Origin of the sequence: Chryseobacterium taklimakanense (assembly GCF_900187185.1) — a bacterium.
Classification (GTDB): domain Bacteria; phylum Bacteroidota; class Bacteroidia; order Flavobacteriales; family Weeksellaceae; genus Planobacterium; species Planobacterium taklimakanense.
The window spans coordinates 2,050,559-2,062,644 of the sequence record NZ_LT906465.1 but is presented as its reverse complement, the minus strand read 5'-3'; the positions used below and the strand labels follow the sequence as shown (position 1 = coordinate 2,062,644).

General features: G+C 41.8%; 13 protein-coding genes. 11 read left to right on the top strand and 2 right to left on the bottom strand.

Going from position 1 to position 12,086, the window contains the following annotated elements; genetic code table 11:
- Nucleotides 1–32: 32 nt before the first annotated feature.
- Together CKV81_RS09860 and murA are read left to right on the top strand one after the other, a co-directional pair.
- Entirely contained in the window at nucleotides 33–674 is a 642-nt protein-coding gene (locus CKV81_RS09860) for a DUF4290 domain-containing protein (protein ID WP_095072905.1), read from the top strand.
- Nucleotides 674–1,981 carry a UDP-N-acetylglucosamine 1-carboxyvinyltransferase gene (murA, locus tag CKV81_RS09855; RefSeq protein WP_095072903.1) on the top strand — a complete coding sequence of 436 codons (1,308 nt, stop codon included), beginning with the start codon at nucleotides 674–676 and terminating at the stop codon, nucleotides 1,979–1,981. Before CKV81_RS09860 ends, murA begins: the two co-directional genes overlap by 1 nt.
- Before the next feature lie 139 nt (nucleotides 1,982–2,120).
- On the opposite strand, the gene CKV81_RS09850 is transcribed toward murA, so the two are convergent.
- The gene (locus CKV81_RS09850; RefSeq protein ID WP_095072901.1) at nucleotides 2,121–2,588 is read right to left on the bottom strand and encodes a DUF1801 domain-containing protein; all 468 of its coding nucleotides are present in this window, start codon (nucleotides 2,586–2,588) and stop codon (nucleotides 2,121–2,123) included.
- 247 nt (nucleotides 2,589–2,835) lie between these two features.
- Between CKV81_RS09850 and CKV81_RS09840 the strand changes: the two genes are divergently transcribed.
- The 9 genes from CKV81_RS09840 (at nucleotide 2,836) to CKV81_RS09800 (ending at nucleotide 10,255) form a co-directional block, all read left to right on the top strand.
- Complete coding sequence (locus CKV81_RS09840) at nucleotides 2,836–4,041, top strand: pyridoxal phosphate-dependent aminotransferase (RefSeq protein WP_095072897.1); 1,206 nt, start codon at nucleotides 2,836–2,838, stop codon at nucleotides 4,039–4,041.
- 87 nt (nucleotides 4,042–4,128) lie between these two features.
- Entirely contained in the window at nucleotides 4,129–5,166 is a 1,038-nt protein-coding gene (gene murB, locus CKV81_RS09835) for a UDP-N-acetylmuramate dehydrogenase (protein WP_095072895.1), read from the top strand.
- Nucleotides 5,167–5,256: 90 nt separating this feature from the next.
- Nucleotides 5,257–6,060: a pyrroline-5-carboxylate reductase gene (proC, locus tag CKV81_RS09830; protein ID WP_095072893.1), complete on the top strand. Its 804-nt coding sequence runs from the start codon at nucleotides 5,257–5,259 to the stop codon at nucleotides 6,058–6,060.
- A gap of 52 nt (nucleotides 6,061–6,112) precedes the next feature.
- Nucleotides 6,113–7,750 carry an apolipoprotein N-acyltransferase gene (gene lnt, locus CKV81_RS09825; RefSeq protein ID WP_095072890.1) on the top strand — a complete coding sequence of 546 codons (1,638 nt, stop codon included), beginning with the start codon at nucleotides 6,113–6,115 and terminating at the stop codon, nucleotides 7,748–7,750.
- Between the two features lie 333 nt (nucleotides 7,751–8,083).
- Nucleotides 8,084–8,320 carry a 50S ribosomal protein L28 gene (rpmB, locus tag CKV81_RS09820; protein ID WP_095072888.1) on the top strand — a complete coding sequence of 79 codons (237 nt, stop codon included), beginning with the start codon at nucleotides 8,084–8,086 and terminating at the stop codon, nucleotides 8,318–8,320.
- Nucleotides 8,321–8,328: 8 nt separating this feature from the next.
- A complete protein-coding gene (rpmG, locus tag CKV81_RS09815; RefSeq protein ID WP_053327078.1) occupies nucleotides 8,329–8,511 on the top strand; it encodes a 50S ribosomal protein L33 in 183 nt (60 codons plus the stop codon).
- 22 nt (nucleotides 8,512–8,533) lie between these two features.
- A complete protein-coding gene (locus tag CKV81_RS09810) occupies nucleotides 8,534–8,686 on the top strand; it encodes a DUF4295 domain-containing protein (protein ID WP_095072885.1) in 153 nt (50 codons plus the stop codon).
- A 236-nt stretch (nucleotides 8,687–8,922) separates the two neighbouring features.
- Complete coding sequence (gene ftsY / locus CKV81_RS09805) at nucleotides 8,923–9,876, top strand: signal recognition particle-docking protein FtsY (protein WP_095072883.1); 954 nt, start codon at nucleotides 8,923–8,925, stop codon at nucleotides 9,874–9,876.
- A gap of 124 nt (nucleotides 9,877–10,000) precedes the next feature.
- Nucleotides 10,001–10,255, top strand: coding sequence for a GlsB/YeaQ/YmgE family stress response membrane protein (locus CKV81_RS09800; RefSeq protein ID WP_095072881.1), 255 nt, complete (start codon nucleotides 10,001–10,003; stop codon nucleotides 10,253–10,255).
- A gap of 59 nt (nucleotides 10,256–10,314) precedes the next feature.
- Here CKV81_RS09800 and sppA read toward each other — a convergent pair whose 3' ends face one another.
- On the bottom strand, nucleotides 10,315–12,069 hold the full coding sequence (gene sppA, locus CKV81_RS09795; protein WP_095072879.1) for a signal peptide peptidase SppA: 1,755 nt from the start codon (nucleotides 12,067–12,069) through the stop codon (nucleotides 10,315–10,317).
- Nucleotides 12,070–12,086: the final 17 nt, after the last annotated feature.

Genomic DNA, 12,086 nt, shown 5'->3' with positions numbered 1-12,086 from the left:
AGCCTAATCCTCAATTTCCTATATTTGCAGCTATGGAATATAATACAGACAGAACCCAACTGCATATGCCGGAATACGGCCGCATCATTCAGCAACTTGTTGAGCGATGCAAAGAACTTCCTACAAAAGAGGAACGCAACGAGATGTGCCACGCGATTGTAGATTTTATGGGGCAAAGAAACCCCCAGCTCCGCGACGAAGAAAATTACAAACACAAACTCTGGGACCATCTGTTTATCCTTGCAGATTACGATCTGGATGTAGATTCGCCCTACCCTTTCCCCACAAAAGAAGAACTTGCAGAAAAACCTAAAAGGATGGAATACCCAAAACTTCAGGGTGATTTCAAGTTTTATGGTAAAAGCATCCTGCAGCTGATCGAGCTCGCTATACAGCAGGAAGACGGCGAGGAAAAAGGCGCACTGATCGAGGTGATTGCCAACAACATGAAAAAATCCTACAACATATATAATAAGGAACACGTGACGGACGATGTTATTTTCCGCCATTTAAAAGAGCTTTCTGAAGACCGCCTGGACCTTACCGGAATTGACTCTCTGGAGAAAAGCAAAATCTACCACTCCGGAAACAACCGTAACAAAAACCAGAAAAACCAAAATCAGAACACCAAAAACAGACAGAGGAACCACCAGAATAAAAACAGAAGAAAGTAATGAGCGGAACATTTCAGATCAGAGGAGGGAAACAGCTTCACGGAGAAATTACTCCACAGGGGGCAAAAAATGAAGCATTGCAAATCCTGTGTGCCGTGCTGCTTACGGATGAAGAAGTAAGGATAAAAAACATTCCCGATATCCATGATGTAAACCGTCTGATTGAAATCCTTGGCGATTTCGGCGTTAAGGTTACCAAAAACGGCCACGGCGATTATACCTTCAAGGCGGATGACATCAATTTCAATTATATAAAATCACCGGAATTCAAGAAAGACGGAGCAAAACTGAGAGGCTCCATCATGATTTTGGGGCCGATGCTTGCACGTTTTGGCGAAGCCTATATGCCCACTCCCGGCGGCGACAAAATCGGCAGAAGACGTCTGGATACGCACTTCCAGGGATTCGTAGAACTGGGTGCAGAATTCCATTATGATGAGAATGAATATTTTTATTCCTTAAAAGCCAAAGAGCTGCACGGTAAATTTATTTTACTTGAAGAAGCCTCCGTTACCGGAACTGCAAACGTCGTGATGGCAGCAGTTTTAGCAAAGGGAAAAACAAGGATTTACAATGCCGCCTGCGAACCGTATTTGCAACAGCTTTGCAAAATGCTCAACAGAATGGGCGCACGGATTACTGGAATTGGCTCAAACTTACTGACGATTGAAGGGGTAAGCCATCTTCACGGAACAGAACACACGATGCTGCCGGATATGGTGGAAATCGGTTCATGGATTGGCCTTGCTGCCATGACGAAATCTGAAATCACCATCAAAAATGTAAGCTGGAACAACCTTGGCGTGATTCCAAACACTTTCAGAAAACTGGGGATCCAACTGGATCAGAGCGGTGACGACATTTTTATTCCGGCACAGGAACATTATAAGATTCAGAAATTTATTGACGGTTCCATTTTAACCGTTTCAGATGCGCCATGGCCGGGATTCACGCCGGATTTGCTGTCCATCGTTTTGGTAGTGGCAACACAGGCAAAAGGAACGGTACTGATACACCAGAAAATGTTTGAAAGCCGCCTGTTTTTCGTAGATAAACTGATTGATATGGGCGCCCAGATTATTTTGTGCGACCCACACCGCGCTACGGTTGTCGGCTTAAATCAGGAATCACCGCTACGCGGAACCACGATGATATCGCCGGACATCAGAGCAGGTAATGCGCTTCTGATCGCGGCACTTTCGGCAGAAGGAAAATCTGTTATTCACAATATTGAGCAGATCGACCGTGGTTATGAGAATATCGACGGAAGACTGAAAGCATTGGGTGCGGATATTGAAAGAATATAATCCACAATAAATCAAGGGCAGTTTTCACTGCTCTTTTTTTTTAATAATTCGTTTACTGTCTTACACATTCCTTAAAATATTCTATCCGCAGGAATCGCCATAATAAAAATGCTTCCGCCGCCTTGTTATTTTCCGGATATCACTTCTTCAGCTTGCTTTTGTACTGGCTTTCATAGAGGTTCACCCACTCTTCTGAAGTCATTTTTTTCGCCAGCTCACCTATTAATTCATACGGAATGTCTTCAGGTTTTTTGAAGCGGATACAGGATTTTCCCATATCCAGTTTCTTTTTGGAATGTTTCGGAAATTCTGCCACAAACCAGTCGTGAAGTTCGGGCTTTGCATAAATTCCCATGTGATACAGGTTGATAGAATTTTTCTGCGATGCCATCCCCAAAAACGGCAGTGGTTTCCCCGGAGTGCAGTGATAACCAGCCGGGTAAATATCAAGCGGCACAACCCAACCCATCATTCCGTTGCTTATACCTTCAGCAAAGCCTTCCGGCAGGTTTTGTGAAATGGTTTGGTAGAGTTTTTTAATGGCCTCCCTGCGTTCTTCAGGAACTTTTTCGAGGTAATCTTTTACGTTTTCGGCTTCTGTTTTCATGGGCTAACTTTTTATCTAAATTAATGAAAAACTTTGTTTAAGTGATTGATTATTTTTTTTGGAATTAAAAAATCCTTGTACGAATAACCGAAACGAGGTTTATAGCCCGGAGTGCAGCGGAAATCCTTTTTGTTTTTTACTGAAAAACAAAAAGATTGGAGCGGAAAGCCGGCCCGGAAGTTCAAAATATGAAAAACCGTTTTGCTCCTGAAAATTTTCTTATTTTTGGGAAAAAATAAAAAGTAAAATGCCAAAAATATCAGAAAGAGCACAGAGTATGCCGGCTTCACCGGTTCGAAAGTTGGTTCCGTACGCGCTGCAGGCGAAGCAAAAGGGAATAAAAGTTTACCACCTCAATATTGGCCAGCCGGATATTGAAACCCCTGAAACAGCGTTGAACGCCATCCGAAATATCGATCTGAAGGTGCTGGAGTACGCGCTTTCTGAAGGAAATATTGAATACAGAAAGGCGCTGCAGCTTTATTACCACTCTCTGGGTTTTACGGATCTTACGCCGGATAATTTCATCGTTACCAACGGCGGTTCGGAAGCTTTGAATTTCGCAATTTCCACACTTTGCGATGATGGTGATGAAGTGATTATCCCGGAGCCTTATTACGCGAATTACAATGGATTCACCAGCACCTTTAATGTAAACGTAGTTGCGGTTCCGTCCACAATCGATACAGGTTTTGCCCTGCCGCCGATGGAGGAATTTGAAAAGAAAATTACCGATAAAACCAAAGCAATCATCATCTGTAATCCCGGCAATCCAACGGGTTATCTTTACACGAAAGAAGAGCTTCAGAAACTGGCTGAAATTGCTCTGAAGCACGATATCGTCATCATTTCTGACGAGGTTTACCGTGAATATGTTTACGACGGAAAGCAGCAGCACTCGATTTTGGAATTCCCGGAACTGAAAGACCACGCGATCGTAATTGACTCAGAATCCAAAAGATATTCGATGTGCGGTGCCAGAATCGGCTGCATGATCACCCGTTCGGAACCAATCAGAAATGCAGCTATACTTTTTGCGCAGGCAAGGCTTTCTCCGGTTCTTTTGGGACAGATTGCAGCCACCGCGGCCCACGACAACGACGCGGAATACATCCGCAGCGTGCGCGAAGAATACACAAAACGCAGAAATCTTTTGGTGGATTTGCTGAACGGAATTCCGGGCGTGATTTGTCCGAAACCGAAAGGCGCTTTCTACTGCGGTGTTGAGCTCCCGATTGACGATTCTGATAAGTTTGCGCAGTGGCTGCTTGAGCATTATTCCCACAACAATGAAACGGTTATGGTAGCGCCGATGAGCGGCTTCTACAGCAATCCGGAACTGGGCAAAAAACAGGTGCGTATTGCCTATGTTTTGAAAGAAGATGATTTAAGACGCAGCGTGGAGATCCTGAATGATGCACTGCAGAAATATAAATTGGAATTTAATTTATAATTTTCTTAAAAGAATTATTTGCCACGAATTCACGGAAAATAGTGCATTCGTGGCTTTTTGTTTTAAATTTGCGTAAGAAATTGTTCTATGACTATCCAGGAAAATGTTTCACTGAAACCGTTCAATACATTCGGCGTAGAAGCCAACGCCAAATATTTTGCTCTTGCAAATAATGAAGAAGAACTTTTAGCGGTTTTGAATCAATATAAAAATCTGCACCGTGAAAATCCTCAGAAATTGCCGCTCCTGTTTTTAGGTGGCGGAAGCAACATTTTGCTGACCAAAGATTTTGACGGTTTGGTAATCAAACTAAACCTGAAGGGCATCTCCGAAGAAATGATGAGTGAAGATGAGGTTTTAGTTACTGCAAAGGCTGGCGAAAACTGGCATCGGTTCGTACTGTACTGCCTGGACAAAAATTACGGCGGACTTGAAAACCTTTCCCTGATTCCGGGGAATGTCGGCACTTCGCCGATGCAGAATATCGGCGCGTACGGAACAGAAATCAAGGATACATTTGTCGGGTGCAAAGTTTTGGATCTGGAATCTTTAGAAATTGAAAATTTTGACAAAGAGCAATGCCGCTTCGGATACCGCGATTCCATCTTCAAGCAGGAAGGTAAAGGGAAATATGTAATTCTGGAAGTGACTTTCGCGCTCACCACGAAAAAACATAAAATAAAAACCGATTACGGCGCCATTAAAGACGAGCTTGAAAAAATGGATATTCAAAATCCAACGATTAAGGATGTTTCTAATGCGGTGATTGCGATTCGTCAAAGCAAATTACCGGATCCAAAAGTGACCGGAAATGCTGGGAGTTTTTTCAAAAACCCTACGATTCCGAAATCACATTTTGATAAACTTCAACAAAAGTTCCCCGATATTCATTTTTATCCAACCGGAGAAATGGTAAAAGTTCCTGCCGGTTGGTTGATTGAACAATGTGGCTGGAAAGGGAGGCAGATTGGCAACGTTGCTTCTCATAAATTGCAGTCGTTGGTCATCATCAACGCCACCGGAAACGCTTCCGGAAAGGAAATTTTTGATTTTTCCACGGAAATTATCAATTCGGTAAAGGAAAAGTTTGGAATTGAACTGGAAAGGGAAGTGAATATTATTTAAAAGTCGGAATATTGAGGTCGGAAGTTGATAATCTGTTTTATTCTTTCTTATTTTATTCGGACTTCACACTCGGACTTCACACTCAAAAATATGAAAATCGCAGTATTAGGAGCGGGAAATATGGGCATATCATTTTCAAAATCTTTTTTGAAATATGAGCTCATCAAACCTCAAAATCTCCACTTAATCACAAGAAATCAGCAAAAAAAAGCAAAAATTCTGGATGAATTTCCGGGTTCTCAAATTTCGTCGTTTGGTGAAATCAAGGAATTAGATGCCGATTTAATCATCGTTGCTGTAAAACCCCAGGATTTTTCTTTCGTTGCCGAAAATTTACCATTCAAAATTTCAGAAAATTCATTGGTGTTGTCGATTATGGCAGGAATTTCCATCGAAAAAATTCAGAAAGCTTTACATCATCAATTCGTGGTGCGTTCCATGCCAAATTCTCCAACACTTTTAGGGATGGGAATTACAGGCTATACAGCTGCAGAAGGAATTTCATTCAACCAACTCATTCAAATTGAAAGACTGTTGAATTCCACCGGACGTTCGGTTTATTTACAAGACGAAAATTTGTTGGACGGTGTTACCGCACTGTCTGGAAGCGGTCCTGCCTATTTTTATTATATTATCGACGCCATGATAAAAGCCGGCGTGGAAATGGGAATCGAGGAAAATCTTTCCAAATTATTTGTAAAACAGACGATGTTGGGCGCTTATCATTTAATCAATAATTCCGATAAATCTTTGGAAGAACTGATTAAAGACGTGGCTTCAAAAGGTGGAACAACGGAAGCAGCCCTCAAAACCTTTGACGAAAATGCGCTGAAAGAAACGCTGAAAAAGGGCATTCTTTCCGCAGAAAACCGGGCCAAAGAACTTAACGGTTAATTAATTGACGGACTGATTTTAAAACCTTAAATTTGTACGTTAAATTTCTAAGATGAAATATCTTATTCTTGCGCTGCTTTCGGCGGTTTTGCTTTCGGTTTCGTGGCCAACTTACGGAGTTCCTTTTTTTATATTCTTTGCGTTGGTTCCGTTACTGGTGGCAGAACACGAAATTACCAAGTTCTCAAATATTAAGCGGAAATCTTTAGCCGTTTTTGGACTGGCCTATCTCGTTTTTATGATTTGGAACATCGTAACAACCGGCTGGCTTTACGGCTCCAAAAATCCGGACGGCACCAACTCCATTCCGGCGGTTGTGTTGCCGGTTTTAGCAAACTCATTGCTTTATTCGTTGGTTTTTCTGGCGTATCACTGGTATAAAAAAATTCAGGGAACCTATTGGGGACTCACCTTTTTGGTTGCGGCCTGGATGGCATTTGAAAAAATTCACCTTTCGTGGGAGTTTACCTGGCCGTGGCTCAACCTCGGAAATGTTTTTTCTGAATATCCAAAGCTGATTCAGTGGTACGACACGTTCGGTGCAACCGGTGGAAGTTTCTGGATTTTATTGGTAAATGTATTCGCTTTCTACACTTTAAGGACTTGGGAGGCCGGAAGGAAAAGAAAAGAATTAATCAGGAACTCATCGGTCCTGGTTTTAGGAATTGTTCTACCAATGCTGATTTCCCTCATTAAATACAATTCTTTCAACGAAAAACCAATCGGGCAGGTCAATGTTCTTTTGCTACAGCCAGAACTCGATCCTTACAACGAAAAATATCAGAAAGACAGCCTGCAGATCCTGACCGAGCTTCTGGAACTCGCTGAAAAAAATTCTCCCCAGGATAAAAATATAAAAGTCGATTACTACATCGGTCCGGAGACTTCGGTTCCGGGAAGCGGATCTATTTCTGAAACTGGTTTTGCGCAGAGCCCGCTTTTAAATACGATTAAAAATTTCCTTTCCACAAAACCGGGCTCCGTTTTTGCCACGGGGATCTCGTCACACAAATTCTTTACCGACGGCAATATTCCGAAGAATGCTTACCAAACTTCACAGGGATCTTGGGTAGAAAGCTATAATTCCGCGGTACAGATTATTCCGCACCAAAAAGTAGAAGTTTACCACAAAGGAAAACTGGTTCCCGGCGTGGAAATATTTCCTTATATGAACACGCTGAAACCCATCCTCGGCGACGCCATGCTGAATTTTGGCGGAACTGTGGCGTCACTTGGGATTGATGACACGCGGAAGGTCTTTACAAATCCTTTCAACAAAGGAAAACTGGCGCCAATCATCTGCTACGAAAGCGTTTATGGCGAATTCACCACCGAATATGTGAAAAACGGTGCCAACTTCCTCGCCATTATGACCAATGACAGCTGGTGGGGCGTTACGCAGGGACATAAGCAGCTGCTCTCCTACGCAAGACTGCGTGCAATAGAAACCCGCAGAGAAATCGCAAGGTCTGCCAACAGCGGCATTTCGGCACACATCAATGCCAAAGGCGATATAGAAGGTGATACTTTGTACGGAGACCGCACGGCGCTTTTCGCGAAAATTAACCTTTATGAGGGTCAAACGTTTTATGTGAGAACGGGTGACCTTTTGACCAGGATTTCGATTTTTGTATTAGGATTCCTCATAGTGTATACTTTAATCAAGAAAATCCAAAACCGGAAAAAATAAATGGCTGATGCATTATGCTCCTTATGCTGCAGAACTGCGTGAGCGATTGGAGCGGTTACCCCGCAACACGCCTTGGCAATAGCGGTGGCGTGAGGAGTATGAGCGGAAAGCGCGACCCGGGAGGCGGGAATGCTTCGGCGAGGGGCACGCCCCAATAAAGTGACTGGGGAATAAATGATATTGTTTTGATTTTCAGAAACCTTGTAAACTTCGCATCTTCGCCAGGCATCCTGTAACCAAATGAAAAATAATTTGCAAAACACTTGCCTAAGTAGAAAAAAAATTCTAATTTTGCACACTCAAATAATTAAGTTGTAAAAAGAACATCGAGATATGTCAAGAATTTGCCAAATAACAGGAAAGCGTGCAATGGTTGGTAACAACGTTTCTCACGCTAATAACAAAACGAAGCGCCGTTTTGAAATTAACTTACTAGAGAAGAAATTTTACCTTCCGGAAACAGAAGAAAACATCACTTTGAAAGTTTCTGCACACGGATTGAGGATCATCAACAGAGTTGGGATCGAGGAGGCAGTTGAAAGAGGAAAAAGAAACGGATTTATTAAATAATTACAGCAATGGCAAAAAAAGGTAACAGAGTTCAGGTAATCCTTGAGTGCACAGAGCACAAGGAAAGTGGTATGCCAGGAATGAGCAGATATATTTCCACCAAAAACAAAAAGAACACTACTGAAAGACTGGAGCTTAAAAAGTACAATCCGGTTCTTAAGAAGTACACCGTACACAAAGAAATCAAGTAATCACTTATAAAAGTATTTTACAATGGCAAAGAAAGTAGTAGCAACACTAAAAGACGGTTCATCTAAAAAATTGACCAAAGTAGTGAAAATGGTAAAATCACCAAAAACAGGTGCTTACATTTTCGAAGAAAAAGTAATGAACGCTGACGATGTAGATGCTTTCCTAAAGAAATAATCATAACACGACACGATATACAAACTACTCGATTTTTTTTGAGTAGTTTTTTTTATTCTATATTTGTGAGGCTTTTGGGCAAATCCCCTCACTGCATCGCCAGCCGCGGGGGACCGGGCTGTCCGCTCATATCTTTTTTGCACAGCAAAAAAGGATAACCGCTGCCATCCCTTTTGCGAAAGAAGACCAAAAAAACACGATGAGGAAACCTAAAACCATAAACTTGATACAAAACGATGAGTTGGTTTAAAAAAATATTCAACAAAGAAGAAAAAGAAACGCTGGACCAAGGCCTGGAAAAATCCAGCCAGGGTTTTTTTGAAAAAATCTCAAAAGCCGTAGTGGGCAAAAGCAAGGTTGATGACGACGTTCTGGATGACCTTGAAGAGGTACTGATTGCTTCAGACGTCGGCGCTGCCACAACGATCAAAATCATTGAGAGAATAGAAGACAGAGTTGCCCGCGACAAATACGTTGGTACAGACGAGCTCGATAAAATCCTCCGTGAGGAGATCAAAGGTCTGCTGCTTGAAAACCCGCACGCCGGCTCAGGAAATATCGACACTTCGAAAAAACCATATGTTATTATGGTTGTCGGCGTCAATGGTGTAGGGAAAACCACCACCATCGGGAAATTAGCACATCAGTTCAAATCTGAAGGCAAAAGTGTGGTTCTTGGTGCCGCAGACACCTTCCGGGCAGCGGCAGTGGATCAGCTTACCATCTGGAGCGAACGAGTTGGCGTACCGATCGTAAAACAGGGCATGGGTTCCGATCCGGCTTCTGTGGCATTTGATACGGTACAAAGCGCCGTTGCCCAAAACGCTGATGTCGTAATTATAGATACTGCAGGGCGGCTTCACAACAAAGTAAATCTGATGAACGAGCTTTCAAAAATAAAAAGAGTGATGCAGAAGGTTATTCCTGATGCTCCGCACGAAATACTTTTGGTTTTGGATGGTTCCACAGGTCAGAACGCGTTTGAGCAGGCCAAACAGTTCACAGCGGCAACAGAAGTCAATGCCCTGGCGGTTACCAAACTGGACGGCACCGCGAAAGGCGGCGTGGTCATCGGAATTTCAGACCAGTTTCAAATCCCGGTAAAGTATATCGGCGTCGGCGAAAAAATGCATGATTTACAGCTCTTTAACGGCGAAGAATTCGTAGATTCCTTTTTCAAAAGGAGATAAAATAGTTGTTTTTATAATTTCTTTTAATTGTTATAATTTTTCAACATCCGGGATATTGTAGAATTTTTTGGTGTAATTTTAGCTCAACCAAATTCAGTAATATTAACAATTAAAATTTTAAACTATGGGTATTCTAACTTGGATCTTATTTGGTCTGATTGCAGGAGCACTTGCAAAATTCATCATGCCGGGTAACCAGGCAATGGGTTGGTTAATGACAATTATTTTAGGCATCGTTGGTGCTTTCGTAGGCGGATTCATCGGATCTGCTTTAGGCTGGGGAGATGTTAATTCTTTTGACATCAAAAGTATGCTGCTGGCAATTGGTGGCGCACTAATCGTTCTCTGGATCTACGGAATGGCTACCAGACGGGGCTAATTTTATTTAACTTTATAAAAAAACCGATTTGGAAATTTCAAATCGGTTTTTTTTATTTTTTATTTAAACTGTAACCTGAAAGGTGTTTCCATCATTATGGAATTTTGAATTTTGGGATTGGTAAGGCTTTCATAAATCCTGTAGTTTTCCGTACCAATCTTATTTTTGATCATTCTCGCTGAAATTTCATCTTCTTCCATGTCCTTAAAGAACGCTTCGAAAGGCGATACTTTCTTTGGATAACCTTTTACGCTGTAGTCTTTAAGGTTGGCTTTCTTCGCAGCGAATGCTACGGCGTCGTTCAGGGTCCCTAGTTCATCAACCAGTCCAAGCTGTTTCGCTCGGGTTCCAGACCATACTCTACCGCCACCGATCGCATCAATTTCTTCAAAAGATTTTTTCCGGTTTTCAGTAATCCAGTGTACGAAACGCTTGTAAGTGCCTTCAATACTTTTAGTAATCATGGTTCTGCCGCCTTCCGACAAACCGTGCATCGGCGAATAATATCTTGAATTTTCGTTAGTTTGCACAATATCCGAGCGTACGCCGTTTTTATTGGCAAGTTTTTCATAATTCGGAACCATCCCAAACACTCCGATAGAACCCGTGAGCGTATTAGGTTCAGAGTAGATCTTATCCGCTGCCATAGCGATATAATAGCCTCCTGAGGCTGCATAATCCCCAAAAGAAACGATCAGAGGTTTTTTCTTTTTAAGCTGCTTCAGTTCAAAAAGTATTTCATCAGAAGCATTGGCACTTCCACCGGGAGAGTTGATTCTGAAGACAACGGCCTTCACATCATTATCACCCTGCAAATCTTTAATATGTTTCACGAAGTCCTGTGCGTAGATTTCATCCGTACCGTCACCATTATATATTGCTCCGCTGGCGTATAGTACGGCCACCTGATTTTTCGCAGGCTTTTCTTCTTTAAATGTTTTGATATATTTACTGAAGGAAACCTTATTCAGGTCTTTATCTTCTTTCACATTCAGTTTGGCTTTCAGCATGTTTTCATATTCAGTTTTCTGCATAAGCTTGTCTGCCAGTTTATACTTAACGGTATTTTCAGGAATTAATGCGTAAAGACTGTCGACAACCAGTTTGAACTGTGCGGAATCAATTTTCCTTGAAGTATAGATTTTAGATGAGGTATTTTTCCAGATATCATTCAGCATCGTAGAAAGCTGTTCCTTATTTTCTGGCGATATGTCGTTTCTTAAAAACGGTTCTACCGCTGCCTTAAACTTTCCGTGCCTGATCACTTCCATCCCGATTCCGTATTTTTCCGTGAAATCCTTAAAAAACATAACTTCCGTGGACATGCCTTTTAATTCGATGCCACCTGCAGGATTCAGGAAATATTTATCTGCGACCGAACCAAGATAATATGCCGGCTGCGAAACTACATTTCCGTAAGCATAAACAAACTTGCCGCTTTTCTTAAAGTCCTCCAAAGCTGCACGTACATCGTCGATTTGGGTAATCCCTGCATTTATAAAGTCAGTTTCAATACTGATTCCTTTAATTTTATCATCGGTTTTAGCTTTTTTGATGGCTTCTAAAGCATCATAAAGAAGAACTTTTTTTGGAGCATTTTTTTCGAAGAGCATAAACCCGCCCTGGTCTTCAGTCGGGCTGTCTATGATATCAGTTTTCAAATTCAGAGTAAGGACAGAATTCTTTTTCACAGTCGGTTTGCTTTCGCTAAGGCTTCCCAGCAGCATCATGAAAATGAAAAAGAAGAAACAGAATGCACATAACAACAATATAGCAACGATATTTGCTAAAACATTCCTAAAAAAACTTTTCATAATTTTATATAATTAAA

Coding starts and splice junctions, on each gene's coding strand:
- CKV81_RS09860 (WP_095072905.1), top strand. CDS start 33: ATGGAATATAATACAGACAGAACCCAACTGCATATGCCGGAATACGGC.
- murA (WP_095072903.1), top strand. CDS start 674: ATGAGCGGAACATTTCAGATCAGAGGAGGGAAACAGCTTCACGGAGAA.
- CKV81_RS09850 (WP_095072901.1), bottom strand. CDS start 2,588: ATGAAAACAGAAGCCGAAAACGTAAAAGATTACCTCGAAAAAGTTCCT.
- CKV81_RS09840 (WP_095072897.1), top strand. CDS start 2,836: ATGCCAAAAATATCAGAAAGAGCACAGAGTATGCCGGCTTCACCGGTT.
- murB (WP_095072895.1), top strand. CDS start 4,129: ATGACTATCCAGGAAAATGTTTCACTGAAACCGTTCAATACATTCGGC.
- proC (WP_095072893.1), top strand. CDS start 5,257: ATGAAAATCGCAGTATTAGGAGCGGGAAATATGGGCATATCATTTTCA.
- lnt (WP_095072890.1), top strand. CDS start 6,113: ATGAAATATCTTATTCTTGCGCTGCTTTCGGCGGTTTTGCTTTCGGTT.
- rpmB (WP_095072888.1), top strand. CDS start 8,084: ATGTCAAGAATTTGCCAAATAACAGGAAAGCGTGCAATGGTTGGTAAC.
- rpmG (WP_053327078.1), top strand. CDS start 8,329: ATGGCAAAAAAAGGTAACAGAGTTCAGGTAATCCTTGAGTGCACAGAG.
- CKV81_RS09810 (WP_095072885.1), top strand. CDS start 8,534: ATGGCAAAGAAAGTAGTAGCAACACTAAAAGACGGTTCATCTAAAAAA.
- ftsY (WP_095072883.1), top strand. CDS start 8,923: ATGAGTTGGTTTAAAAAAATATTCAACAAAGAAGAAAAAGAAACGCTG.
- CKV81_RS09800 (WP_095072881.1), top strand. CDS start 10,001: ATGGGTATTCTAACTTGGATCTTATTTGGTCTGATTGCAGGAGCACTT.
- sppA (WP_095072879.1), bottom strand. CDS start 12,069: ATGAAAAGTTTTTTTAGGAATGTTTTAGCAAATATCGTTGCTATATTG.